25 protein-coding genes are annotated in these 22622 nt (G+C 54.4%); 13 read left to right on the top strand and 12 right to left on the bottom strand.

Annotation, left to right across the window (positions count from 1 at the left end; genetic code table 11):
* Window positions 1–104: 104 nt before the first annotated feature.
* Window positions 105–320 (bottom strand): YdgH/BhsA/McbA-like domain containing protein, encoded by a 216-nt coding sequence (locus PVE98_RS20270; protein WP_096074109.1) that lies wholly within the window; start codon window positions 318–320, stop codon window positions 105–107.
* Window positions 321–496: 176 nt separating this feature from the next.
* Window positions 497–1327: an SDR family oxidoreductase gene (locus PVE98_RS20265; RefSeq protein WP_096074110.1), complete on the bottom strand. Its 831-nt coding sequence runs from the start codon at window positions 1325–1327 to the stop codon at window positions 497–499.
* Window positions 1328–1426: 99 nt separating this feature from the next.
* On the opposite strand from PVE98_RS20265, the gene PVE98_RS20260 reads away from it, so the two are divergent.
* Window positions 1427–2323 carry a LysR family transcriptional regulator gene (locus PVE98_RS20260; protein ID WP_096074111.1) on the top strand — a complete coding sequence of 299 codons (897 nt, stop codon included), beginning with the start codon at window positions 1427–1429 and terminating at the stop codon, window positions 2321–2323.
* A gap of 77 nt (window positions 2324–2400) precedes the next feature.
* Here the strand turns inward: PVE98_RS20260 and PVE98_RS20255 are convergent, their stop codons facing one another.
* Complete coding sequence (locus PVE98_RS20255) at window positions 2401–3510, bottom strand: lactonase family protein (RefSeq protein ID WP_096074112.1); 1110 nt, start codon at window positions 3508–3510, stop codon at window positions 2401–2403.
* Window positions 3511–3705: 195 nt separating this feature from the next.
* Here PVE98_RS20255 and PVE98_RS20250 point away from each other — a divergent pair, with 195 nt between their 5' ends.
* Together PVE98_RS20250 and PVE98_RS20245 are read left to right on the top strand one after the other, a co-directional pair.
* Window positions 3706–3834, top strand: a complete 129-nt coding sequence (locus PVE98_RS20250; protein WP_255404255.1) for a hypothetical protein — start codon at window positions 3706–3708, stop codon at window positions 3832–3834.
* A gap of 408 nt (window positions 3835–4242) precedes the next feature.
* On the top strand, window positions 4243–4455 hold the full coding sequence (locus tag PVE98_RS20245) for a hypothetical protein (protein ID WP_096074113.1): 213 nt from the start codon (window positions 4243–4245) through the stop codon (window positions 4453–4455).
* A gap of 128 nt (window positions 4456–4583) precedes the next feature.
* Here the strand turns inward: PVE98_RS20245 and PVE98_RS20240 are convergent, their stop codons facing one another.
* Window positions 4584–5495, bottom strand: a complete 912-nt coding sequence (locus PVE98_RS20240; RefSeq protein ID WP_096074114.1) for a LysR family transcriptional regulator — start codon at window positions 5493–5495, stop codon at window positions 4584–4586.
* Window positions 5496–5633: 138 nt separating this feature from the next.
* On the opposite strand from PVE98_RS20240, the gene PVE98_RS20235 reads away from it, so the two are divergent.
* Entirely contained in the window at window positions 5634–6350 is a 717-nt protein-coding gene (locus PVE98_RS20235; protein WP_096074115.1) for an SDR family oxidoreductase, read from the top strand.
* A 153-nt stretch (window positions 6351–6503) separates the two neighbouring features.
* Here the strand turns inward: PVE98_RS20235 and rclR are convergent, their stop codons facing one another.
* The gene (gene rclR / locus PVE98_RS20230; protein ID WP_096074116.1) at window positions 6504–7382 is read right to left on the bottom strand and encodes a reactive chlorine-specific transcriptional regulator RclR; all 879 of its coding nucleotides are present in this window, start codon (window positions 7380–7382) and stop codon (window positions 6504–6506) included.
* 151 nt (window positions 7383–7533) lie between these two features.
* Here rclR and rclA point away from each other — a divergent pair, with 151 nt between their 5' ends.
* The 3 genes from rclA to PVE98_RS20215 all read left to right on the top strand — a co-directional run bounded on the left by rclA (window position 7534) and on the right by PVE98_RS20215 (window position 10251).
* Window positions 7534–8865 (top strand): reactive chlorine resistance oxidoreductase RclA, encoded by a 1332-nt coding sequence (gene rclA, locus PVE98_RS20225; protein ID WP_313618878.1) that lies wholly within the window; start codon window positions 7534–7536, stop codon window positions 8863–8865.
* A 336-nt stretch (window positions 8866–9201) separates the two neighbouring features.
* On the top strand, window positions 9202–9738 hold the full coding sequence (locus PVE98_RS20220; protein WP_033748343.1) for a carboxymuconolactone decarboxylase family protein: 537 nt from the start codon (window positions 9202–9204) through the stop codon (window positions 9736–9738).
* A gap of 90 nt (window positions 9739–9828) precedes the next feature.
* Window positions 9829–10251: a cupin domain-containing protein gene (locus PVE98_RS20215; RefSeq protein ID WP_096074118.1), complete on the top strand. Its 423-nt coding sequence runs from the start codon at window positions 9829–9831 to the stop codon at window positions 10249–10251.
* A 495-nt stretch (window positions 10252–10746) separates the two neighbouring features.
* Here the strand turns inward: PVE98_RS20215 and PVE98_RS20210 are convergent, their stop codons facing one another.
* The 5 genes from PVE98_RS20210 to PVE98_RS20190 form a co-directional block, all read right to left on the bottom strand.
* A complete protein-coding gene (locus tag PVE98_RS20210; protein WP_051905562.1) occupies window positions 10747–11019 on the bottom strand; it encodes a hypothetical protein in 273 nt (90 codons plus the stop codon).
* A gap of 47 nt (window positions 11020–11066) precedes the next feature.
* Window positions 11067–12263, bottom strand: coding sequence for an L-dopachrome tautomerase-related protein (locus PVE98_RS20205; protein WP_096074347.1), 1197 nt, complete (start codon window positions 12261–12263; stop codon window positions 11067–11069).
* Between the two features lie 61 nt (window positions 12264–12324).
* Window positions 12325–13326: a zinc-binding alcohol dehydrogenase family protein gene (locus PVE98_RS20200; RefSeq protein ID WP_033748339.1), complete on the bottom strand. Its 1002-nt coding sequence runs from the start codon at window positions 13324–13326 to the stop codon at window positions 12325–12327.
* 190 nt (window positions 13327–13516) lie between these two features.
* Complete coding sequence (locus PVE98_RS20195) at window positions 13517–14371, bottom strand: N-acyl homoserine lactonase family protein (protein WP_096074119.1); 855 nt, start codon at window positions 14369–14371, stop codon at window positions 13517–13519.
* 78 nt (window positions 14372–14449) lie between these two features.
* A complete protein-coding gene (locus PVE98_RS20190) occupies window positions 14450–15655 on the bottom strand; it encodes an MFS transporter (RefSeq protein WP_096074120.1) in 1206 nt (401 codons plus the stop codon).
* 157 nt (window positions 15656–15812) lie between these two features.
* Here PVE98_RS20190 and PVE98_RS20185 point away from each other — a divergent pair, with 157 nt between their 5' ends.
* Both PVE98_RS20185 and PVE98_RS20180 read left to right on the top strand, forming a co-directional pair.
* A complete protein-coding gene (locus tag PVE98_RS20185) occupies window positions 15813–16367 on the top strand; it encodes a TetR/AcrR family transcriptional regulator (protein ID WP_096074121.1) in 555 nt (184 codons plus the stop codon).
* A 48-nt stretch (window positions 16368–16415) separates the two neighbouring features.
* A complete protein-coding gene (locus PVE98_RS20180) occupies window positions 16416–17381 on the top strand; it encodes a LysR family transcriptional regulator (RefSeq protein ID WP_096074122.1) in 966 nt (321 codons plus the stop codon).
* Window positions 17382–17424: 43 nt separating this feature from the next.
* Here PVE98_RS20180 and PVE98_RS20175 read toward each other — a convergent pair whose 3' ends face one another.
* Window positions 17425–17634, bottom strand: a complete 210-nt coding sequence (locus PVE98_RS20175) for a DUF1471 domain-containing protein (RefSeq protein ID WP_096074123.1) — start codon at window positions 17632–17634, stop codon at window positions 17425–17427.
* Between the two features lie 272 nt (window positions 17635–17906).
* Window positions 17907–18116 carry a YdgH/BhsA/McbA-like domain containing protein gene (locus tag PVE98_RS20170; protein ID WP_096074124.1) on the bottom strand — a complete coding sequence of 70 codons (210 nt, stop codon included), beginning with the start codon at window positions 18114–18116 and terminating at the stop codon, window positions 17907–17909.
* A 300-nt stretch (window positions 18117–18416) separates the two neighbouring features.
* Here PVE98_RS20170 and PVE98_RS20165 point away from each other — a divergent pair, with 300 nt between their 5' ends.
* From PVE98_RS20165 to PVE98_RS20150, 4 genes are all read left to right on the top strand, one after another.
* Window positions 18417–19355 carry a GlxA family transcriptional regulator gene (locus PVE98_RS20165; RefSeq protein ID WP_033748332.1) on the top strand — a complete coding sequence of 313 codons (939 nt, stop codon included), beginning with the start codon at window positions 18417–18419 and terminating at the stop codon, window positions 19353–19355.
* 150 nt (window positions 19356–19505) lie between these two features.
* Entirely contained in the window at window positions 19506–20321 is an 816-nt protein-coding gene (locus tag PVE98_RS20160; protein ID WP_096074125.1) for an SDR family oxidoreductase, read from the top strand.
* A 53-nt stretch (window positions 20322–20374) separates the two neighbouring features.
* Entirely contained in the window at window positions 20375–21136 is a 762-nt protein-coding gene (locus PVE98_RS20155; RefSeq protein ID WP_096074126.1) for an SDR family oxidoreductase, read from the top strand.
* A gap of 48 nt (window positions 21137–21184) precedes the next feature.
* Window positions 21185–22387, top strand: a complete 1203-nt coding sequence (locus PVE98_RS20150) for an MFS transporter (protein ID WP_096074127.1) — start codon at window positions 21185–21187, stop codon at window positions 22385–22387.
* Window positions 22388–22622 lie beyond the last annotated feature (235 nt).

Here is a 22622-nt window from a genome sequence, read left to right as displayed (position 1 = left end):
CCTGCCAGAAGCATGATCTCTGGCGAATGAAAATTAGCATCGAAAATGCGAAGAAGGCCGCCCTCTGGGCGGCCTTCTTCGGCACTTCCTTTTGCGACCATTCCTTATTTGTAGAGCTCAGCGGTCATATGGACGCGGTTATTGGTGTTAGCCTCAGTAATTTTATACTGAGCGCCCTGCTGCTGAGCCTCTGCGGCGATTTTGGCTTCTGCACCGTCAAGCGTGCCGGAAGTAACAGAAATGCTCTGCGCGAAGCTGGTTGCTGACATCAGTGAAAGGGCGGCAACGGCTGCGATAGAGATTGCTTTGATGGTTTTCATGGTCTTAATCCTTGGTTTGTATGGTTGAAAGCACGTTTGCTTTCGATGAGATAATGATACCCAAGGTTACTATTAGAATGTTATCAATAAGTGCTGACATTGTTACCATGATAACTATCACACCGATAGATTTAAAATATCGGGCGCGTTAAGGATGTTAAACACAGGCACTCCGGCTACTTCTCCAGATTGTCAGCACTGTACGCCACGGTTTTCATTGCCCGCAGTGCCTCCAGCCGCATGTTTAGCGCCGTTTCAATATTGTTATAGGCCGTGCTGCCAAGCGGTAAGCGCAGTGGCGGATTGTCAGCATCTGCGGCTGCGATCATCGCCGTCACGCATTTTTGAGCATTGCCTTTAATCTCAAATTCGCCGTTCATTAGCGCCGCCCGCATTTTTCCTGCTGCTGTATCGTTGTAAACGGGTAAGGCATCCGCAATATCTAGCCCCGCACCAAATCGCGTTGCCGTTGGCCCTGGCTCCACTAATAAAAAGTCGATGCCAAACGCCGCGACTTCCTGTCGAACGGCTTCGACAAAACCTTCTATTCCCCATTTGGTGGCGTGATACAAACTGAAGTCAGGATAAGCAATCTGACCGCCTTCCGAGGAAACCTGCACAATACGACCGCCGCCCTGTTGCCGCAAAAACGGAATTACCGCGCGAATCAGTTGAATTGAGCCGGTGAGATTAGTCGCAATCTGGCGCTCAATTTGCGTATCGCTCAGTTCTTCCGCTGCGCCAAACAGCCCATAAGCCGCGTTGCTTACCACCACATCAATCGTGCCCGCCTGAGCGAATGCAGCCTCAATGGCGGGTTTAATCGTTGCTGTCTCGCTGATATCCAGCACCATGAGCTGTAGATTATCGCCGTATTGCGTACGCATATCCTCTAATGCAGTTTCGCGTCGCACGCTTGCCACTACCCGATCGCCACAGGCCAGCAGACTTTCACACATCAGGCGTCCAAGGCCGCTGGATGCGCCGGTAATGAGCCAGGTTTTCATCAATATTCTCCTGTTTAGTGAACCGACGTTCATCTTAAAACGAATGATTGATGCCATAATCTCCCCAAACCGGCATGCGATGGTGGGAAATTTTAAACAATGAAGCGTCCGTCCTGGAATGAACTGCTGGCGGTGAAAACGGTTGCCGATCAGCGCAGTTTCCGCCGCGCGGCGGATGTGCTCGGCCTTAAGCGTTCAACGCTCAGCCACACTATAAAAGGGCTGGAGACGGCGCTTGGCGTGCGGCTTTTCCATCGAACAACGCGAAGCGTGGCGCTGACCGAAACCGGTGAAATGTTGATTGCGCGCATGACGCCATTGCTCGCTCAAATGGACGAGTTGCTGAATGAGGTCACCGCCAGCGATCGCCAACCCTACGGAACACTGCGCATCAGCGCCAGCGATGCAGCGATCGGCCTTCTGCTGGAAACGATATTGCCGACATTCATGCAAAAATATTCAGGGATTGAAATTGATTTAGTTGCGCAAGGTGAGCTGGTTGATATTGTCGAGCAGGGTTTTGATGCCGGTATACGGCTGTTTGAAGATGTGCCTAAGGATATGGTGGCCATTGCACTGAGCGGGCCGTTACGCTTTGTTACGGTGGCATCGCCTGATTATTTAGCAGCACGTCCACCCATTAAGCACCCACAGGATCTGATGCAGCACACCTGCTTACGGCATCGTTTACCCGGCGGAAAACGGTACCATTGGGAATATGAGCAAAACCAGGAGCGGTTTGCGCTGGATGTACCTGGCAGTTTGACGCTCAACAGCGGTGCGTTAATGACAGAGGCAGCCATCGCCGGATTAGGCGTGGCTTATGTGCCGGAGCGCTATGCTCGGCACGGGCTGGATAGAGAGCGCCTGGTTACCTCGCTGGATGACTGGACCATCGCTTCACAAGGTATCGCGCTCTACTTTTCGCAGCATCGTCATATGCCTCTCGCGTTACGGTTGTTTGTCGACGCGGTCAAAGCCACCACGCGCGTCTGAAACTAAGCAGCTACGCGACAGCTGACTGATGCCTGGGGCGTCCAGTAAGGCCGCCCCAGGCGAGTGAGCATTTTGGCTTAATTAAAGAATTTAATATCCGTTGGCGTAGATATTTTCGCCGCGTCACCCGCCGCTTTCATCTCGCCGGTATGCTCATCGAAATGGAACAGAGAAATAGTGTTAGTGAAGACGTTAGCCACGTAAAGATATTTACCGCTACCGTCGAAGGCAAAGGCACGCGGTTCAATACCGTTAGCGTTATAGCTTGCGGGTTTACCCAACATGCCATCCGCTTCAATTTTGAACACCAGCAATTTATTATCTGAGCCGCGATTCGACGCAATCAGATATTTGCCGTTCGGACTTAAAATAATGCCTCCACCGCTGCGATAGTCTGCGCTGCTGTTTTCGCTATTCAACCTGATATGGCCAACCGGCTCCAGACGATCCTGACTCACGCTGAATACGACAATTTCGCCGGCCATTTCAGTGATGACATAGGCATGCTTGCCATCTGGCGCAAACACCATATGGCGAGGCCCCGAACCGGCCGTAAAATTCACGTCGCGCGCGCTATCTGCCTCCAGCGGCTGTGCTTTATCAGCGTGATAGCGGTAGGCGTGCAGCTTGTCACCGCCGAGGTCGGCTGCGTAGAGATAGTTGCCATCATGCGTAAAAGTGGTGGCGTGCGCATGGCCGCCGTCCTGACGCCCTTTAACGGCACCGGTACCGTGCTCGAACGGGAAATGTTGTACCTGCTCGCCCAGTTTGCCATCCTGATGGATCGGGAAGACCGATACGCCCGCTCCCCCCTTCGCCACGGAGTAGTTGGAGACAAACAGGAACTTACCGTCCGGGCTGATAGTCGCATGAGTAGGCTGCTGGCCGTGACTCTCCACGCTATTAAGCACCTGCACCTGTCCGCTTTTATCCACGCTCAGCGCGGTAACCGCGCCGTCATTCTCTTCATTGGTAGTGTAGGCAAAACGCCCATCGCGGGATTTCACAATCCACGACGGACTTTTCATCTTGATCACATCGAGTGGCGTCAGCGTACCGTCGCTGTTTACCTTCAGGCGATATAACCCTTCACTGGGATGGTCGGGTTTTTGCGCTGACGGCGCATCTGGAATCGATGTCCATGTTCCTACTAATGCTGTTTGATGATCTACTGCGGCATTTGCCATTGTGCTTCCCGCCAGTGAAAAAACAGCCAGAGATAATGCCATGGTTATGTTTGTGGCTAAACGGTTGTGCACCGCTTTTTTATTTCTTTTCATTTTAGTAACCCACCGTAATCGGAATGTTTAACGACTATAGTGGGATTGGTTTGAATAGCGTCCGGCGAGGAGGTGATCAGGTTCACAATACAGAAGATTAACATGCAGGAAATTAGCGACTCACCGGATTCAGCCGCCATACCGGAAAACAAATCTTTGCTTCTGGCGTTTAACGCGCTTTCCGGCAGCAGCGAAAACACCCTTTCCGCATGTCGGCCTGCCGGGGAGTAAGGCGTTTCACAGGCTGCCTACGTCTCTCTCTATTACTTATGCCAGCCTCAAAGCTTACTGAGTCTGCTCGCTCAAAGACGCTGCGGCACTCCGCTTCATGCCAGAAGCAGAAGCTCGACCTGCATTTGGATGATTATGTTGATGGTGTTGCTTATCGCCCCGCATTCCAAAATAGTGTCATTAACAGGGCTGGGCGCTTTTCTGAACGCGCGTTCGTACTAATGGGCCGCAAGCGCGAAAGAGACCATTTTGGCAAGATTGAATGTCTGCGCGCCTTCAGACATGACTGATTATCGCCTTGCACTTTTCCTGGTATTATTCGAGATTCTACCGGCATAGATGGGTATTGAGCGTTTAACAAATGTCGATCTTCCCGCACTGATATGATTTGAACATTGAGGAGCCAAAATGGATATCATTACTTCACAGGCTATGGATGAAATCAATTTAGCGATCGGGCGTGCAGTATCTTCTTTGATTTCATCAGGTAAACACGTTGAAAAACACAACATCCTTGAGCAGCTGAGGAAGTCTGAAAAAGAGGCAGTTGATGGTATGAAAGAAATTTATGCGGGCGCTATTGGCATGGTAACCGGGAAAACACCTGTTCGCATTGATTAGCCAGATCTCACTCCCTCGCAGGGGACCTTGCACTTCTGAGCGGCAAAGGGCCGTTTGTCGCCTGAGCAGACGGCTTACCCTGCCCGGTTTTACCGTTATGTGTCAGACATGGATATAGCCAAACCACATTATGCTTTTTTCAGCCAGTCGATGAAAAATTCACTAAATGCAGACACTTGTAAAGGCTGAAGCTTACGCTGTGGATAGACAAACTGCAGCCCGACATTTTTGCGATCGAAGCAGCTGAATCCTATAAAACTCTCTGCAAACAGAACATGAAGCCTTCCCTGTTCAACGTCTCTTTTTACATCCCACCAGGATTTGCAGGCAATACCCGCGCCCATAAGCACCCACTGACGGAGCAGTGCGCCATCGTCACACACCATGGCAGGATTCACGCGAATAGTTCTGCTAACGCCTTCTTCTTCAAATCGCCATTCATTTATGACAACACCGTGAAGCTCCAGAGCCAGGCACCTGTGATCGTGAAGAGTATCAGGCGTAGAGGGCATTCCATAGGTTTGAAGATATGTATCTGATGCAACCAGCACCCTGTGGTTAGGTGCGATATTCCTGACGATCAAGCTGCTGTCCGGCAAATTACCGAAACGGATACTCATGTCCAGCCGGTTAGCGATCAGGTCCTCAACGCGCTCTCCCAGGTAAACCGACGGATTCACGTCAGGATGAAGGCGGGAAAAATCCAGTATCGCAGGGCTGAGATATTGTCTACCGAAATCAGATGGGGCAGAAATGCGAATGTTTCCGCTGAGTACTCCCTCTTTCTGCATCAAAAGCGATTCTGCGTGTCGTGCCTCGTCCAGTACCCGAAGCGCGGCATGGTAAAAATCCTCTCCGACCTTTGTCAGCGTGATAGCGCGTGTGGAACGATGAAAGAGCCGGGTCTGGTAGCGCTCTTCTATCGTTTTCAGTCTTGCTGTCATTGACGCCGGTGACAGCGAGAGACGTCGCCCGGCGGCCGACAGTCCGCCGGTCTCGGCCACTTCGACAATAAGCGCCATGTCCTCAAGCTTTCCCATCTTTCATTTATTCCGAAAAGTAATTCCACTTTCACTGTCATTATCAAAAAAGGGGTTGGTAAGTAAAGTGCTTTTAACACCACTTTTCAAAGCGACATACAGAGCTCCATCTTTTGATAAATATGAGGAATAAATCTGATGAGTAAAACATTAATTATTGGCGGCGCTTCAGGCATTGGTTTTGCTGTGGCCAGTGCACTGGCGGAGCAGGAAAACGAGCTTATTCTTGCAGGACGAAATAATGAGAAGCTGGAAGCTGCGCGTCGATCGCTTAATCTGAAGCCAGCAGATATCAGAACATTAAAACTGGATGTCAGTAACGAAGCAGAAGTCGTTGCGCTGAGTAGTTCGCTGGGTGATGTAGATAATATTGTGTTTACGGCAGGCTCACAGGCACCCGGTGGATTTCTCTCTGAAATGGATCTCAGCGCGGCGCGGCTGGCTTTTGATACCAAATTCTGGGGCAGCATCTATACCGCCAGGCATCTCAGCAGAAATATCCGACCCCGTGGAACGCTTACGCTGACCAGCGGTTTTGTGGCAAGACGTACGCTGAGCGGAACCATTGTTAAATCAACGATGAATGCTGCCATTGAATCAGCCGCAAAGGTACTGGCAAAAGAACTCTCCCCGTTGCGCGTGAACGTGGTGAGTCCGGGACTGACCGATACGGAGGCGTACGCCAGTATGGAGCCCGTTGCGCGTGAAAACATGCTCCAGATGGCTGCTGCAAATCTGCCGGTGAAAGCATACGGCCGCGCGCAGGACATCGCTAAAGGCTATCTGTTTTTGCTGGATAATCCGTTTGTCACCGGTACGGTTATTGATATTGAAGGCGGTGCGCTCATTAACTGATTCATCAAAATGAAGTTATTGCTTACCGTGATGCCGAACAAATTGTCTTCGGCATACACGAAGATGTATTGATGTAACACCGCGAATTAATCTCAGTACAACAGCATGAAACTCAGCGCCAGCGGTTAACCGCGTCTGAAAAGCTTTAAAGCATTATACCCGAAAAAGCATCACATCTTCTTTCGCCAGCATTTCTGTTCGTCGGCGGTACTCGCCCGGTGTGCAGTCAAACTCCCGCAGAAAAGCTTTATGAAATGAGGACTCACTGGCATAGCCCACAGCCAGGGCAATATTGATTACCGGTGCGGAATCGCGCGCCAGTTGCTGAGCGGCCAGCTGCAGGCGAATAGAGGTCAGCACGGCAAGCGGCGTGGTTGCGCTCAGCTGGCGGAACAGCAGCGCAAAAGAGGCGCGCGACATAAAAACGCGCTGTGCCATTTCCTCCACGGTCCACGGCCGTTCCGGCGCCTCGCAAAGTTGGGCGATCAGCGTACCGACCCGAGGATGGAGTGCCAGGGCCAGCAGACTTTTATTCTGCAGCGTCTCAGAAAGGCCGTTGCGAACAGCAAGGGTAAACATCGCGCTGATTTGATGACTGCGCAGCGCCTCGTCGCCCGGTGCATCGGCGGTATCACTTTGGGTAAGTAAAGGCAGAGCGGCGGCCAGCCAGCGCGCTTCATGACTCTCCACCGCTGGCGCCAGCATCAGCACTTCCGGCAGCGCCGTAAGAAAAGCCTGGGCTGACGCGGGTAATTCCAGCACTCCGCATACCAGTTGCGTTGGCAACGTACTCTGTTGATAAAGGCGGTGCGCGGTATTTTGCGGCAGGAATACCACGCTGCCGGAAGTGAGCTCTATTTTCGTTGAGCCTGGCATATCCAGCATGACTGAACCACCGACTACGGTGTGCCAGCGCACCGAACGCAGCTGCCCTGCCCGATGCGGCAGCTGCCATTCGCCACTCAGTACACAGTTTTTGTCGATGCGGCCCTGTGGGTTATGCAGTAACAGCAGGTGACTCAGTGGATCCATGCTTGTCCTCTGTTTTCCATTTCTCATTCTCAAATCGGATATTTCAGACGCAAAGACAAAAAAGCCAGCGTTGCGGCGTAAAAGCGCGTCGCCGTCAATCGTAAGCTGATGGTGTTGACTATTTTTACAACTTTTTAAACCGGAGAGCATTATGAACCATTATCAGGCAGCGATTATCGGATTTGGTAAAGCAGGCAAAACGCTGGCCGCCGCTCTTGGGCGTGCAGGCTGGCGTGTGGCGATCATTGAAAAATCAAAAGAGATGTATGGCGGCACCTGTATTAACGTCGGCTGTATTCCCACCAAGGCGCTAGTGCACAATGCGCAAACCACCGCCGACTTCAGTGAAGCGATGCAGCGCAAAACCGCTATAGTCGAGCTTTTACGTGAAAAAAATTACATGAACCTGGCCAATATCGCGCAGGTTGAGGTGATTGATGGTCATGCGGAATTTATCGACCCTCACACGCTGAAAATCAACACTGAGCAGGGTATCCGTCAGCTCAGCGCCGATCGCATTTTCATTAATACCGGCGCCGAGGCGGTTATCCCGCAGATTGACGGCTTAATCACTGGGCCACGCATTGTCGACAGCACCGGCATCCTGAATTTATCCAGCCTGCCAAAACGGCTAGCTATTCTGGGTGGGGGCTATATTGGCGTCGAATTCGCTTCTGTGTTTGCCAGCTTCGGCAGTGAGGTCACCTTATTTGAGACTTCATCGCAATTTCTGTCACGTGAGGATGCTGATATCAGCGCGGCCATAAAAACCGTTCTGCAGGACCAGGGCGTAAAAATTGAGCTGGACACCAGGGTGCAGTCGGTTACCAGTGACGATAACAGCGTTACGCTCCATACGGGTCACGGCGATCGTCAGGCAGATGTATTACTGGTGGCAACCGGGCGCCGTCCGGCAACGCAGACATTGAAACTGGAAAACGCTGATGTAACCACGGATACGCGTGGTGCAATCCTGGTTGATAAGCATCTGAAAACGTCAGTGGACCACATATGGGCGCTGGGTGATGTCACCGGTGGCCCGCAGTTTACCTACATTTCGCTGGATGATTTTCGCATTGTGCACGATCAGCTTCTGGGTAAAGGAAAGCGAACCACAGACGATCGCGTGAATATCCCCTATTCCGTATTTATGACGCCAACGCTGTCGCGCATCGGCCTCACAGAAGCGCAGGCGCGTGAACAGGGCAGGAATTTTCAGGTGGTGACATTGCCTGTAGCGGCCATTCCTCGTGCTCGCGTTATTAACGATACGCGAGGCGTCCTGAAAGCGCTGGTAGACAAGGACAGCAAGAAAATTCTTGGCGTGGCGCTGCTGGCAGCGGACTCTCACGAGGTGATCAATATTGTGAAAACCGTCATGGATGCGGGATTGCCGTACACGGTGCTCAGAGATCAAATTTTCACGCATCCCACCATGAGCGAATCGCTTAATGACCTGTTCGGGTTGGTAAAACAGGCGTGAAGAAGAGATGGGTGCCAACAGCAAAACTGTGACCGGTGCGAACGCACCGGTTTTTTTCAGGCGCGCCGCGACGCTATTTCCTCAACGCTAGCCGCTCTTTTTCCTGTTTATCCTAAGCCAGACTTCTGACCGTCAGAGTATGATGCTGAGTTTTAAAAAAGCTTAGCGACGTACTCCCCATTTTACCTTTTCAAGATAAAGTCCTGACTCCGCCAGTAGCTTTTTCATATCTTACAGCCGCAGTACTGTACTCCTGACTTCAGCGCGACAGAGTCTGATAAGCCAAACGACTCTGGCACCTGTACCCCTACCCGTAGATAAAACCAGGAGTTGACTATGAGCCGTTTACATACCATCACTGAAAGCGATGCCACTGGCAAAACCGCCCAGCTGTTTAGCGCGATTAAAGGCAGCATGGGTAAAGTCCCAAATGCCTATCTGACTATCGGCAGCAACTCGCCTGACGTTCTGGGTCAGATGCTTCAGCTGAATGCGGCCCTGCACAAAGGCAGCCTGAGCGCCCGTGAGCTGGAAGCGATTAATCTGGCGGTAAGTGAAGAGTCGGGCTGCGACTATTGCCTGGCCGCTCATACGCTGATGGCTAAAAAAGCGGGTTACACCGATGAGCAGACGCTGGAGCTGCGTGAAGCCCGCTTCAGCGGCGATGCGCGTATCGATGCGCTGGTGCAGTTCGTTCAGTATCTCGTTTCCACACGTGGAACGGTATCAGCCGATCGCGTTGCCTCTTTCCGCGAGGCCGGATTCAGCGACCAGCAGGTTGTGGAAACCATTAGTGCCGTCAGCGCCATTCTGTTTACCAACATGGTGAACAGGGTAAACGACACCGTCGTTGACTTCCCTAAAGTGAGCTGATGCTCAGGACTTCAGTGGCGCAGAGGCGGGAAAGAATTCGCCGCTTCTGCTCTCTGCCCTTATCCCTGCAATCGCTAAGGAGAAAATGACATGGCGGATATCACTGCGCAGAAGTCAGCGCGCTTCAGACCGGCCGAAATCGCAAAAAACCTGCCGGAGTCGGCTACCACGATGCTGGCCGATATCTATTTAACCGACCGCCCGGATGCCAGCAGCCGTGTGTTCCGGGCTTACCGGGGCGTTCCCCCTCACTTTCATCGCGAATGCGATGAGTATTTGTATGTGCTTTCAGGCCGCGGAACGTTCTGGATGGGAGATGCGTCGACCGAGGCCGAGTTCGGACCCGGCGATATGCTTTTTTTCGAGCGCAACGTTGTGCATGCGCTTCCCGTTCTGCTGGAAGAACCCGTGATTTTCCTGACGCTGGACACGCCCCGCCGCTCACCCGGTGACGTCGTGTTTATCGACCCGGACGCCGGCTCTGCCGGTACGTTTATGGATAGAAACCGCTGAATCTTCCTTTAGCGGTATCAGATTGTCGGCAAAAGGCCCCGTACGCAGCGCGTCGGGGCTTTTAACATTCCCGGCGCCCTTGTCTAAACTCCCTGTTCCGACAGCTTCTAAGCAACCTGGCCTGAAACCATCTGCAGTGAGCAAAACAGTCAGCCGCCACAAACGCCCCTCGAGTTAATACTAATGGAGCACTGGCCTGATTTGAGCAGCTGTCTTTCTCCGCTGCGCCGTCGCAGCTTCTCAGCATCAGTTTGCCGTCGGGGATATGGTCGACAGCGCATATTTCCCGCCTTCATGAGGTGAGTGCTGAATACTGCGATTTATCGCTTCACATTACACTGGGAGAAATGGCGACAGGGCTGGAAGGCAGTTAGGGTATGGCGTATCTGCCCCTCACGTATCGCAGGCAATTAAGGACGTTCGGGCAGCCAGAGGTGATGCAGAAAACCCGGCGCATATGAATTTCATCACGGACGCGCCGGGTTTGGGAAAAAATCAGCAAGTTAACGCGTTTGTCACCGCTTCGGGCATACACGGCCGACCATTGAAAATTCTGTCTCCCTTTTTCAGGCTTTGACGGAAACGCAGGGAGTACTCCAGCACCATATAAATGCGTCCCTGTCTGAACTCCTCTTCAATATCAATCCCCCGCGCCTCTTTCATGAAGGCGTGACGGGCCCACTCCATATAAAACGGGTAGTAAAGCCCGTCTACCACCTTCTGAAAGTCAATGTGATCTTCATCAACGTCATACATTTTACTGAACATGCCTGCTCCTGATAGCGGGGGCCTCTGGCCCCCTGAAGTAGAATGATTTAGTGCGTGAGTGCGGGTGCTGCATTGATTTTGATGCGTAACAGGGCATAAGGCTTCTGACGCAAATCCTTACCGCCGTGGAAACCGGGCTGGCGGTTCAGCTGGTTGGTGGTGAAGTAGAGATAGCCATCCGGTCCGACGGACAGGGTATCCGGCCACAGAATCTCAGGACCGTGCGCAATGGTTGTCCACTCCCCGCCTGCCGGCAGCTTACGGATAGCATTACGCTCATAGTCACCGGCATACACAGCCCCTTTCGCATCACTTTCCAGGCCGTCTGACGCCCCTTTTTCACCCAAGTCCTTCACGGACGCCGAGAGCTGAGACTCTGTAACGGCCGGGTCGCGAAGCAGCGCGGTGGGAACGGCGTACAGATGACGACTCGAGAGCGGACTGTAGTAAAGCGTTTTACCGTCTGGAGAGATGGCAATGCCGTCGGAGGCGACACTGAACGGCGCGGTTGTTCCGTCCGCGTGACGCTGAAGCAGCGTTTCGCCCTCTACGACAGGCGAAAAGCCTGCCTCAGGTGACGTTGTGCGATCGCCCTCCAGACGGCGCAGCGCTTTGCCGGTGTCCAGATCGATAACGATAATCGCGCCGGTCCCGGACAGTGAAGAGTCGGTTACGTACGCTACGCCGGCTTTACCGATGCGAAAATCGAAGCGCATATCGTTGACGTAGGTAGCGGGTTTGATCACGTCAGCCGGGAAAACAACGGTTTTCTCAATCTGATTGGTTTTCAGGTTAACCGCGACAAGCTTTGCGCCGCCTGCAACCGGTTTTGAAAAGCCCGGCGCGGCGGTATCGAGTATCCAGACCCGGCCCCGGCCGTCAGCCACTACGCTCTGTACGCTCAACAAATGTGTGCGGGGAGCAGCAGTGTCTGCGGTATTTATCGCGGCGTCCGGGTAAGGCACCAGCCGGTTCCCTTTTACCTCGGCCACGGTAAAGGGAACGTCGTCACCCCAGCGCGGGAAATTCACAAAAATACGGCCCGTTTCGGTCACGGTGACCCCGGTCGGCATGGCGCCGCTGAACGTCGCCACCACTTCGGGTTTGCCGATCGCACGGTCCTGAGCAAGCTCGCTGAGGGTTGGGTTCGCGTGGGCATCCGCCGCCAGCGCATGCAGGGCATTGCCACCCGCCACCAGCGCCACAGAGAGTGCCAACGCCGTTTTCATCATATGTGTTTTCATCATTGCATCTTCCTGAGACAGAGAATGGGCCAGCCGGCCTGTAGCCTGACCGGCAGGGAAATCAGAAACCTTCCAGCACGATTTTTCCGCGTGCCCGGCCGCTTTCGATAAAGCCGTGCGCCCGGCGAAGGTTTTCCGCGCTGATTTTTCCGTAATGCTCGCCTTTCGTGGTACGCAGGGTGCCGTCTTCAACCAGGCGGCGCACGCTCTCCAGAATCTCGTTCTGACGGATCATATCCGGGGTCTGGAACAGCGAGCGGGTGAACATTAGTTCCCAGTGCAGGGAGGCTGCCTTACGCTTGAGCGGTAAGGCATCCAGCGTTTCCGGATCGTCAATAACAGCCAGCCGGCCCTGAGGCGCCAGCGCTTCGACAATCTGCTGATAGTGTTTGTCGGTGTGCGTCAGGCTCGCGACGTAACGTACGGAAGAGACACCGATTTCACGCAGGCCCTCCAGCAGCGGACGGGAGTGATCGATGACGTCATGAGCGCCGAGTTCGCGCACCCATTCCGCCGTCTCCGCGCGGGAAGCTGTGCCGATAACGCGAAGACCGGTCAGCTTGCTGGCCAGCTGAGTGAGCACCGAACCCACGCCGCCGCCAGCACCAATGATGAGAATGGCGTCGCCGTGTCCTTCCTTCACTTCAAGACGGTCGAACAACAGCTCCCAGGCGGTAAGGGAAGTGAGCGGGAGCGCAGCCGCGTCGGCATCGCTCAGTGAAGCGGGCTTATGAGCGGCAATACGCTCGTCAACCAGACTGTATTCTGCATACGAGCCCGGGCGAACAATGGAGCCAGAGTAATAGACCTTGTCGCCAGGCCTGAACAGGGTGACGCTCTCACCGATAGCCTCCACTGTGCCCACGGCGTCCCAGCCAGGAATGCGCGGCTGCGTCACAGGCGAGCCCGCGCGCACTTTGATATCGACCGGATTCACCGAAATCGCGCTGATTTTTACCAGTAGGTCGTGTTCGCCCGGCTGAGGTTTTGGTAATTCGGTCTGGTAAAGAGACTGCGGATCGGTAACCGGCAGTCCGTTCTGGCTGTATACAATGGCTTTCATAGTGTGGTTCCCGTTTGTTATAGCGTGAGCAGTATCGCTGTCGATTCGTTGATGAGAGATTACGGGCTCAGCGCGTGCAGAAAAACGTGGGAAAACCATCAGCACTTTCACTCCTGCAGTGAAAGTAAGGTCCGCGCGGGCTCATCGATGGTTAAATGAAAAGCGGAGCCTGGCAGGCTCCGCGGAGACATTACAGCAATGTGTAGGCAGAAGAGTCAGTGACGCGGGCTTCGGGATTAGAGATCGCATTTTGCAGGAGACCTATAACCCTGCCTCCCTGAACGAGTGCAGGCACATCATGGCTGGGCAGTATAAAGCGGACGCCGGCCAGGGCTTTTTTGATCGCGGTCTTCTCCTCAAGCGTCGACATCGCCCGGTTACCGGTAATGGTCGGTTCACCAGGATTCAGACTGTCGAGGAAGGGATCGATAAGGCTGCCCTGCAGGTTGTACACCACATCGCCGCTGATATTGGCAATGCCCTCGGCGGTATCCACCAGCACAGAAATTGAACCCGGCGTATGACCGCCGCTCAGGCGCACCGTTACCCCCGGGATAACCTCCTCTTCATAGCTACCGTCCACATCGAACAGGCGCAGCGCGCCTCTGGTATACAGGCGGTCAAGCAGATGGCGGGTATCTTCAAGCGCATACATTGCCGGCCCCATAATGCCGGAGGCGGCGAATGACAGCTCACGTCTCGACAGGCAAACCGTTGTGGTCATGGGAAAAAGATAATCTCCCCCTGCATGATCAACATGCGCATGCGTATGTATAACGTAGCGAATATCGGCAGGCTTCAGGCCATGCTGGGCAAGCAGCCATATAAGGGTCATCTCGCGCGTCTGTTCAGCCTCAAATCCGAACTGACGGTAATATTCCGTTGAGCGCGAGCCGGTATCAACCAGCACCGGATACTCGCCGCCGGTGATCAGGAAACCCAGCGTGGGGATCGTGGTTTTCACGCCCGCATCCTGAAATAACACCAGACCTGATTTATCGAGCGTAATATTGCCCAGGTTGAGCGGATAGATGTTTAAGGACATTGTATTCTCCTGAATTTTGGTAAAAGAAACCTGTAGCGCTGCATGACATCTCAGCGCCGGTGAGTGGTAAGAAACGTTTCAGATGTCGGCTGCAGAAAGCCGGTTAGTGCTGCGCAGCTGAAATAAACCAAGAATAATCAGCACTGCACAGATGAAAATAAGGATCAACGCGCCGGTGAACACCGCCACCGCCAGGTTCAGCTGTGTGGCCATTTTGCCGAGGACAACGGCGAGCCCGCCGGTAAACAGATAGGCAAAAACGAACAGCATAGACATGGCGCTGCCGCGATCCGACTGCCGTGCCTCGCGCGCAATCAGGCCCAGTCCGCCAAAGGTCATAAAGGCATAGCCGGCGCCGGAGATAAGTGAGGCGCTGATAAAAAAAACCAGACTGTGTTCAGATACGGATATACACAGGCTGAGCATACCCGTCGCGGAGACAATCGATCCCGTTATGACTGAACGGCGAGCCTCAATCTTTCTGGCAAGGCTTCCAGCGATCCCCAGCGCCACGGGAAAAAGTGCCAGCGCCACGCTGTTAATCCACGGGCTGGGTGAACCGATGAGCGAACGGGCAATCTGAGCGCCTACAGATGATATGAGCACCCCGTGGGTATAGGCGCCCGTTACCGCCAGCGCGGCATAGATGAAAGTGTGGCGCAGGTATACTGGCACGTCAGGGCGGGCCAGCAGTCTGGAAGGCATCCCCACAGGACGGTCGCCCGGGATGAACAGACAAAGAACGATCAGGACTATCAGCAGCGCAAAGAGAACATAAAAACTCAGGCGCGTAGGCGCCGGTGCCCACGTGACCAGCGCCCCGGCCAGTAAAAGGGCCGCGGCGAACCCCACCGACTGCGCCCCGAGCGTCACAGCACCCGCGCGCGCTGAGCCGCCCTGACCGGCGTAATCTACCAGTGCCGCGGCAGAAGGCCCTGCTGATAATCCTACGCCTATTCCCATCATGACCCGCCCCGCCAACAGGACAGCTACGCTGTCTGCAGCCGCAAACATCAGCACGCCCGCAGCAGAGCTGAGCAGGCCAGCGAGCATGACATATTTTCTGCCTGCTCTGTCGGACAGGCCCGCAAACAGCAGCATCGTCACCACAACTGTCAGCGGATAAACAGCAAAAATCACCGTTACAAGAGTAAAGGACAGGTGCCACTGTGCGGCATAGAGCGGATAGATCATTGCGGGTGCTGCGCTGGTCCAGAGCGTATGGGCCACTACGGCGGCACTAATCCAGAAGGCATATCGGGCTGAAAGAGTCTCGGTTTTCATGCTGCGATCCTGTTTTAAACTGTTCGTTTTAAAACTAGCTAATGGCACAGTAAAAAGGCAAGCAGTTTTGAACCAATCAGTTTTTTATTTTTTTCAGTCTGGTATTTTTTGCCGACAGGATGCATATTAAAACGATTGGTTTAAAACGGAGGTCCCGATGGCCAGACCCAGGAAAATAAGCAATGAAGATGTTCTGAGCCGCGTTATTCCGGTCTTCTGGAAGAACGGGCTGGCTGGCACCAGCCTGGGCCAGCTTGAAGAAGCGACGGATATTAACCGCTCAAGCCTGTATGCCACCTTCTGCAGTAAGGAGCAGCTTTTTGTCAGCGCGCTTGAACACTATGTCAGTAGCGCGCCCGCTCAGTTTCTGTTACAAAAACAGCCGTATGGCTGGCAAAATATTGAACAGTTCCTGCTGGCTGCGCCGTTTAATAATCCTGCGTTTAACGGCTGCTTCATTATCAACTCCACACGGGAAGTTGCCGTTCTGCCCGCAGCTGCGCTGGAGATCGTGCGCGACTTTCGCGGAGCGGTCATTGAACAGATACGGATGAATATCCCGCTACAAAAAAATGCCGGCGTAATGGCAGAAATTATCTGGTCTTTTCTGGTTGAGGCCTGTCTGGAAGCAAATGACAGGCTCGAGCCGCAGGGCTGGCAGGCGCGCGTCACCGCCCTGCTTGGCTTTATCAGATCTTCTGATAGCCAGTAATGTCTCAGCCTGACCGGATCTGAATACGTTTTGCATTCTGGAGTCTGAATGATACGTCTTGAAGATGTTACGTTGTTCGTCCGTTCCGCCGCGCTGGGCAGCTTTTCCAGTGCAGCCCGTGAAGCCGATATTCTTCCCGGGCAGGTCAGTGCCGCAGTCAATCGCCTCGAGCGCGACCTGAATAAACGCTTGTTTGCGCGATCCACGCGCAGCCTGCGCCTTACCGCAGAAGGAGAAACCTGGCTTCCTTATGCTCAGGAAATGCTGACCATCCTGCAGGCAGGCACTGAGCGCCTGCAGGGCAGTGAAGATGAGATGCAGGGTGAACTGAAAATTGCCATTCCGTCAGATATCGGGCGAAACATCATCCTGCCGGTGATCACCGCCTTCTGCGAAAAACATCCCAAAATATCCCTTCGCCTCTTTATGTCCGATCAGGTCAGCGATGTTTTTCGCGATCCGGTGGATGTGGCTATCCGCTACGGGACGCTCGAAAACAGCAGCTATGTGGCGTTGCCGCTGGCCGAAGACAACCGGCGCGTGCTTACCGCTTCACCGGCCTATATCAGCAAGCATGGCAGGCTGCAGCACCTTGATGATTTACTCAGTCACCACTGTCTGCTCTATACCCTTAACGGACACGCTTACGATAAATGGTCATTTCCAGAAAATGGCGTTCGCCGCCAGCTGACGGTAAGCAGCAGGATGCTGTGCGATGATGCCGATTTGGTGAGACGCTGGGCAGTAGCGGGAATGGGTATTGCCTATAAATCATGGATCGATGTCAGCACCGATGTGCTGGCTGGTCGGCTGGAAGTGCTGCTTCCCGAACAGCCTGGTGAAGCCGTGCCGCTGAATCTTATTTGCCCCCATCGTAAACAGTTTTCGCCCGCGATCCGGGAGCTGCACGCCCTGCTGCGCGAACATCTCAAGTCTATTACGGCGTTAATGCGTACACATCCGGCTTTCGCGCAGGGAGCGCAGGCTGTATCAGCCGCAAACCAGAGCGCCTGAATTAAAAGGGCCATTTCACTGAAATGGCCCTTCCAGACTCAACTTATTTATGCAGCGTCGCCGTCATGTGTACCTGATTACCTGAATAGCTTTCGGTAATTTTATAAGTGGCGCCTGCTTTCTGAGCCTGCTGCGCAATATGAGATTCAGCGTCATCAATTGTCGAACCTGTCGCAGTAATGCTTTGCGCAAAACCAGCGAATGAAACAGCAGAAAGAGCGATTGCAATCAGTGCGGATTTTACAGTTTTCATTTTCATTTCCTTTAAAAGTCGTTGTGATGTCAGGTTAGTACTTTAAGGTGGCCGTTCAATTCGGTCGCCTTGTATGAGTTAAATATTAATAAGCGCTCTCGTAACGGAAAAGAGCCTTTTCAGGAAAGACTTTCACGAGTGGAATGAAGATAAGCCGGAGTTGCCTTACCTGCTTCAGCTCTTAAAGAAACATTGCTGATAAAACAAGTGCAAGGAAATATAAAAAAGAAAAGGCCACTCAGATAAATGGCCCTTTTTCATCATTTTCATATTTACTTGATCAGCTCGGCTGTCATATGGAACTGATTACCAGCATAGCTTTCGGTAATTTTATAATCAGAGCCCGCTTTTTTAGCCTGCTGTGCAATTTGTGACTCCGCTTCATCCAGCGTCGAACCCGTTGCGGTAATACTCTGAGCAAAGCTGCCAAATGAAATGGCGGTCAGGGCGGCAATAATCAGAGCAGATTTTACAGTTTTCATTTTCATTTCCTTAATCAGTGATTGAGATTTTCAGGGTTATTTATCAGGGCGGCCTGTTATTTCCGCTGCCTTGTGTGAAATGAATAGTAGTGCGGACATCTGCTGTAAAACAGGTGCAATAACAGCAAACACTTTCACGTGAAAAGTGAAGATAGAAAGTCTGGTTCTGCAGGAGGATTGACGCACACTTAAAAAGTCAGTACGTGAAGCGTCTTATTCAGGGTATTGTTAATGTTCAACGTTTTCAGCGATACCGGCAACCCAGACGGTTCCGGCGCCAGGCTGTAACAGGAGAATATGATGCATCGGGTAGGCTTACTGATTTCTGATTACTTTCAGGTTTTAGGGTTGTCCACGCTGAGTATCTTTGAGTTCGCTAATCAGGTTAAGGGTGAACCTTTCTATGATTGCGCGGTTTACTCTGAAAGGGGTGGATCCGTTTTATCTTCGTACGGCTTCAGCGTTGACAGCAAACCGCTTGATGCGGACGCGCCCGTTGACACCTGGCTCATCGCCGGGGTGCTGACGCCGGTTGAGCTGCCGGCAACGCCCGGCGTGGTGACCTTTTTGCAGACTCATGCGCTGAAAGCGCGCCGCGTGGCCGGTATCTGTACCGGCGCCTTTGTGCTGGGCCAGGCGGGACTGCTTGCGCAGCGCCGCGCCACCACTCACTGGATCCACGCGCAGACCCTGAAAACGATGCACCCCACCACTCGAGTGGAGGAAGACCGCATCTTTATCATCGACGATCACGTCTGGACGTCCGCCGGCTTAACCGCCGGTCTTGATATGGCGCTGGGCATGGTGGAAAAGGATCTGGGCGCGGACGTCGCGCGCAGCGTGGCGCATCTGCTGGTAATGCACCATCGCCGCTCGGGTGGGCAGACCCAGCATTCGGAGATGCTGATGCTCGCGCCGCGCAGCGATCGCCTGCAGTCCGCGCTGGAGTATGCGCGCAAGAATCTCAGCAAGCCGCTCACCATTGAAGAGATGGCGGATGCGGTGCACGTCAGCGCGCGCCAGCTCAGCCGGCTGTTCCGTTCTGAAACCGGCAAGTCGCCGGCAAAAGCGGTGGAGGCGCTGCGGCTGGAAAATGCCAGGTTGCTGATTGAGCAGAGCAGGCTGTCGATGGAGGTGATTGCGCGTGAGTCCGGGTTCCGCGACCGGCGCCACATGCGCGAGGTCTTTATGCGCGGCTATGGCATTCCGCCACAGTCTATACGCACCGGAAAAGCCTGATAGCCTCGCCTCTCTTTATCCCTCCTCCATCATGATGTCCGTTAATCCGGCCATCATGATGTCCTGAAATACGCCCTTTCTTGTCAGCCGCGCCGGTGCGCGACTGCGTACTATGAATTCACCAACCCGATAACTGACAAGGTGAACATCATGACGCAGCAGACACACACCGACCGCGGCACCGCCGTTGTCACCGGCGCTTCCACCGGCATGGGCGCACTCTACGCCGGCCGCCTGGCACGTATGGGCTATGACCTGATTATCGTGGCGCGTAACCACAATCGCCTGAACCAGCTGGCTGAGCATATCACCACCGACAGCGGTCGCAGCGTCGAGGTTGTCGCAGCTGACCTGGCCGATGCCGCCCAGCTTGCCAGCCTGGAAGAGAAGCTGCGTCAGGATGCCAGCATCACGCTTCTGGTTAACAATGCCGGCATTGGCACCCACACCCCGCTGCTGCAGAGCAGCGCGGAGCAGATGACCGCCATGATCAGCCTGAACGTCACCGCCCTGACCCGCCTGACCTACGCCGTGGTACCCGGGTTTGTTGACCGCGGACGCGGCGCCGTCATCAATATTGCCTCAATCGTCAGCGTCGCGCCCGAATTGCTGAACGGCGTCTACGGCGGCAGTAAGGCCTTTGTTCTGGCATTTACGCAGTCGCTGCATCACGAACTGGCCAGCAAAGGCGTTCAGGTGCAGGCCGTACTGCCTGGCGCCACCGCGACGCCTTTCTGGGATAACGGCGGTCTGCCTGTCGATCGGCTCGACCCAAAAATCGTCATGAGCGCACAGGAGATGGTGGATGCCGCCCTGACCGGCTTTGCCCGCGGCGAGCTGATCACCATTCCGCCCCTGCAGGACGAAACCCTGTGGACAAATTACGAGCAGGCACGCCAGGCGATGATCCCGCACCTTGGCAGTGATGCGCCAGCTCCACGCTATCAGCCTGTTTCCATGCACTGATCCACCCTGACACCTTAATTACCTTAAAACTTATCATCTGAAGGAATATGACCATGAAACTGACGAATAACACTGTTTTTATCACCGGCGGCACCTCTGGCATCGGCCGCGCAATGGCAGAAAAATTTCACCGGCTGGGTAACCAGGTGATTATCTCCGGGCGCCGTGAGGCGCTGCTGAAGGAGGTGACCGCTGCCAGCCCGGGCATGGATTATGTGGTGCTGGATGTGACTAGCGCCGACAGCATCAGAGCCGCCGCGCAGAGCGTGCTGGCCCGCTATCCGGCGCTGAACGTGGTGATCAACAACGCCGGCATCATGCCTTTCGACAACGCGGCCGGCGAGCTGGACGATGCGCAGGCGGTCACCCTGCTGGACACCAATATTCTTGGGCCGGTGCGCGTCAGTGCCGCCTTTATCGAACACCTGAAGCAGCAGCCTGACGCGGTGCTGATCAACAACAGCTCAGTGCTGGCGTTTCTGCCGCTGGCAACCAACGCGCTCTACTCCGCCACCAAGGCCGCCATTCACTCTTACACCCTGTCTCAGCGTTTCCTGCTGCGCGACAGTGGCGTGCAGGTGATTGAAATTTCTCCGCCATGGGTTGATACCGACCTGATTTACAAGAGCGGCGATCCGCGTGCCATGCCGCTGGAAGACTTTATCCGCGAAACCTTCGACAAGCTCGGCACCGACACCATCGAAGCCATCGTCGATCGCGTGCTGCCGGTGCGCGATAACCCGGGCGCAGACGAGCATACCCTGGTGAACCAGTTCAACCAGTCCGTAGCGGATAACCCAATTCCTGTTCAGTAAACGCTACAGGGGCGTCCAGCCCCTGTTTTTTTATGCCGGAGATGAATAATGAACGCTGCTATCACGTCTTCCCAGCGCCGCGCCCTGCGCGCGCTAAGCATCGCTTACTTTGTACAGGCTACCGGTGCGCTGTCTGTCGCCGGCAGCCTGCCTGCTATCTCTGCTGCCTGGCAGCTGACTGATGCGCAGAGCGCGCGCTTACTGAGTATATTCGGCCTGACCTTTGCACTCGCCGCCCCGCTGGTTCAGGTCATGTTTGGTCATCTGCGCCGTCGCCAGCTGGTACTCACGGGCATCGCGCTTTTTGGCCTGGGCGCCTTCGCTTTTGCGCTGTCTCCGGCCTACGGTGCGCTGGTTGCCTCCCGCATACTGATGGGAGTGGGTGCAGGGTTTATCGGCCCGGTACTGGTTGCGCTGGGTTCTGAGCTGGTACATGAACAGCAGCGCGGGCGGGCTATCGGCATGGTGCTTCTCGGGGTATCGATGGCGAGCCTGGCCGGTATTCCGCTCGCCGCGTGGGTTGCCGGCATATGGGGGGCGAAAGCACTGTTTGCGCTGGTCGGACTGGTGAGCCTGCTGAGCGGGCTGAACATCCTGCTGACGGTGCCGGATGAAAGTGTGGGTTCGCGTATCCGGCTCGCCGAGATGGCGGACGTCCTGTCTGAGGGGAAATACCTGACGGCATTTCTGGTGGTGTTTTTCATCACCTCAGGGGTCTACAGCTTTTACTCTTTTATCGCCCCACTCATCCGCGACACCTACGCTGGCGGCACGCATGCGGTCTCTGCGGCGCTGGCAGTGCTGGGCGTAGCCGGGGTGCTGGGAAACCTCTGGGTCACCCGGGCGGCGACACGCTTTACATCTGAAAAGCTGCTACTAACGGGCATGACACTGCTCATCGTAGATACGGCGCTGATTGCCCTGCTGCCGAAAGCGCTGGGGGTGCTGCTGGCGGCGCTCGTTTTCTGGGCCTTTGCTACTGACCTGCTCTGGCCCAGCCAGCAGCGCAGGATCGTTGAACTGTCGTCTGCCCGGCATCGCGGCATTACGCTGGCGTTGACGAGTGCCTTTATGTTCGGGGGCATAGGCTTTGGCTCAGCGGTGGCCTCCTGGGTTTATCCGGTGGCGGGATTTTACGGGCTGGCCGGGATGTCGGTGGCCTTCATTGTACTGGCGTTGGTCAGCCTGCAGCTGTCCGAGAAGCTCAGGAAGCCCGTGGCGACTGCTGAGCCATGTCAGAGTGAAGCCTAAACGGACTGGCGACGGACTACGCTACAAACATGGCCATGATGGTAGTCAGCAGAAACGCCGGCGGGAAGATTTCGCTTACCTGTCCGGCGGCCTGCGCCTGGCGAAGCGTTGCCAGAGTGCATCTCCAGCGCAGTCTTGAATAGAGTTTCTTGTTCCCTCTCGTTGTAAATATACAAAAGAAGACGTTCATACCTGGCCAGCTACACTACTGTTGTTATATGACCCGCATTTATCT

It is taken from the genome of Pantoea sp. GABEPS69, assembly GCF_045780835.1.
Lineage (GTDB): Bacteria > Pseudomonadota > Gammaproteobacteria > Enterobacterales > Enterobacteriaceae > Pantoea > Pantoea septica.
Note: the sequence above shows the minus strand (reverse complement) of the source record. Positions and strands in the feature narration are given on the sequence as shown.

What these genes read in the sequence shown, in the direction of transcription:
- PVE98_RS20270 (WP_096074109.1), bottom strand. Translation starts at nt 320, where the DNA reads ATGAAAACCATCAAAGCAATCTCTATCGCAGCCGTTGCCGCCCTTTCA.
- PVE98_RS20265 (WP_096074110.1), bottom strand. Translation starts at nt 1,327, where the DNA reads ATGAAAACCTGGCTCATTACCGGCGCATCCAGCGGCCTTGGACGCCTG.
- PVE98_RS20260 (WP_096074111.1), top strand. Translation starts at nt 1,427, where the DNA reads ATGAAGCGTCCGTCCTGGAATGAACTGCTGGCGGTGAAAACGGTTGCC.
- PVE98_RS20255 (WP_096074112.1), bottom strand. Translation starts at nt 3,510, where the DNA reads ATGGCAAATGCCGCAGTAGATCATCAAACAGCATTAGTAGGAACATGG.
- PVE98_RS20250 (WP_255404255.1), top strand. Translation starts at nt 3,706, where the DNA reads ATGCAGGAAATTAGCGACTCACCGGATTCAGCCGCCATACCGGAAAAC.
- PVE98_RS20245 (WP_096074113.1), top strand. Translation starts at nt 4,243, where the DNA reads ATGGATATCATTACTTCACAGGCTATGGATGAAATCAATTTAGCGATC.
- PVE98_RS20240 (WP_096074114.1), bottom strand. Translation starts at nt 5,495, where the DNA reads ATGGGAAAGCTTGAGGACATGGCGCTTATTGTCGAAGTGGCCGAGACC.
- PVE98_RS20235 (WP_096074115.1), top strand. Translation starts at nt 5,634, where the DNA reads ATGAGTAAAACATTAATTATTGGCGGCGCTTCAGGCATTGGTTTTGCT.
- rclR (WP_096074116.1), bottom strand. Translation starts at nt 7,382, where the DNA reads ATGGATCCACTGAGTCACCTGCTGTTACTGCATAACCCACAGGGCCGC.
- rclA (WP_313618878.1), top strand. Translation starts at nt 7,534, where the DNA reads ATGAACCATTATCAGGCAGCGATTATCGGATTTGGTAAAGCAGGCAAA.
- PVE98_RS20220 (WP_033748343.1), top strand. Translation starts at nt 9,202, where the DNA reads ATGAGCCGTTTACATACCATCACTGAAAGCGATGCCACTGGCAAAACC.
- PVE98_RS20215 (WP_096074118.1), top strand. Translation starts at nt 9,829, where the DNA reads ATGGCGGATATCACTGCGCAGAAGTCAGCGCGCTTCAGACCGGCCGAA.
- PVE98_RS20210 (WP_051905562.1), bottom strand. Translation starts at nt 11,019, where the DNA reads ATGTTCAGTAAAATGTATGACGTTGATGAAGATCACATTGACTTTCAG.
- PVE98_RS20205 (WP_096074347.1), bottom strand. Translation starts at nt 12,263, where the DNA reads ATGAAAACACATATGATGAAAACGGCGTTGGCACTCTCTGTGGCGCTG.
- PVE98_RS20200 (WP_033748339.1), bottom strand. Translation starts at nt 13,326, where the DNA reads ATGAAAGCCATTGTATACAGCCAGAACGGACTGCCGGTTACCGATCCG.
- PVE98_RS20195 (WP_096074119.1), bottom strand. Translation starts at nt 14,371, where the DNA reads ATGTCCTTAAACATCTATCCGCTCAACCTGGGCAATATTACGCTCGAT.
- PVE98_RS20190 (WP_096074120.1), bottom strand. Translation starts at nt 15,655, where the DNA reads ATGAAAACCGAGACTCTTTCAGCCCGATATGCCTTCTGGATTAGTGCC.
- PVE98_RS20185 (WP_096074121.1), top strand. Translation starts at nt 15,813, where the DNA reads ATGGCCAGACCCAGGAAAATAAGCAATGAAGATGTTCTGAGCCGCGTT.
- PVE98_RS20180 (WP_096074122.1), top strand. Translation starts at nt 16,416, where the DNA reads ATGATACGTCTTGAAGATGTTACGTTGTTCGTCCGTTCCGCCGCGCTG.
- PVE98_RS20175 (WP_096074123.1), bottom strand. Translation starts at nt 17,634, where the DNA reads ATGAAAACTGTAAAATCCGCACTGATTGCAATCGCTCTTTCTGCTGTT.
- PVE98_RS20170 (WP_096074124.1), bottom strand. Translation starts at nt 18,116, where the DNA reads ATGAAAACTGTAAAATCTGCTCTGATTATTGCCGCCCTGACCGCCATT.
- PVE98_RS20165 (WP_033748332.1), top strand. Translation starts at nt 18,417, where the DNA reads ATGCATCGGGTAGGCTTACTGATTTCTGATTACTTTCAGGTTTTAGGG.
- PVE98_RS20160 (WP_096074125.1), top strand. Translation starts at nt 19,506, where the DNA reads ATGACGCAGCAGACACACACCGACCGCGGCACCGCCGTTGTCACCGGC.
- PVE98_RS20155 (WP_096074126.1), top strand. Translation starts at nt 20,375, where the DNA reads ATGAAACTGACGAATAACACTGTTTTTATCACCGGCGGCACCTCTGGC.
- PVE98_RS20150 (WP_096074127.1), top strand. Translation starts at nt 21,185, where the DNA reads ATGAACGCTGCTATCACGTCTTCCCAGCGCCGCGCCCTGCGCGCGCTA.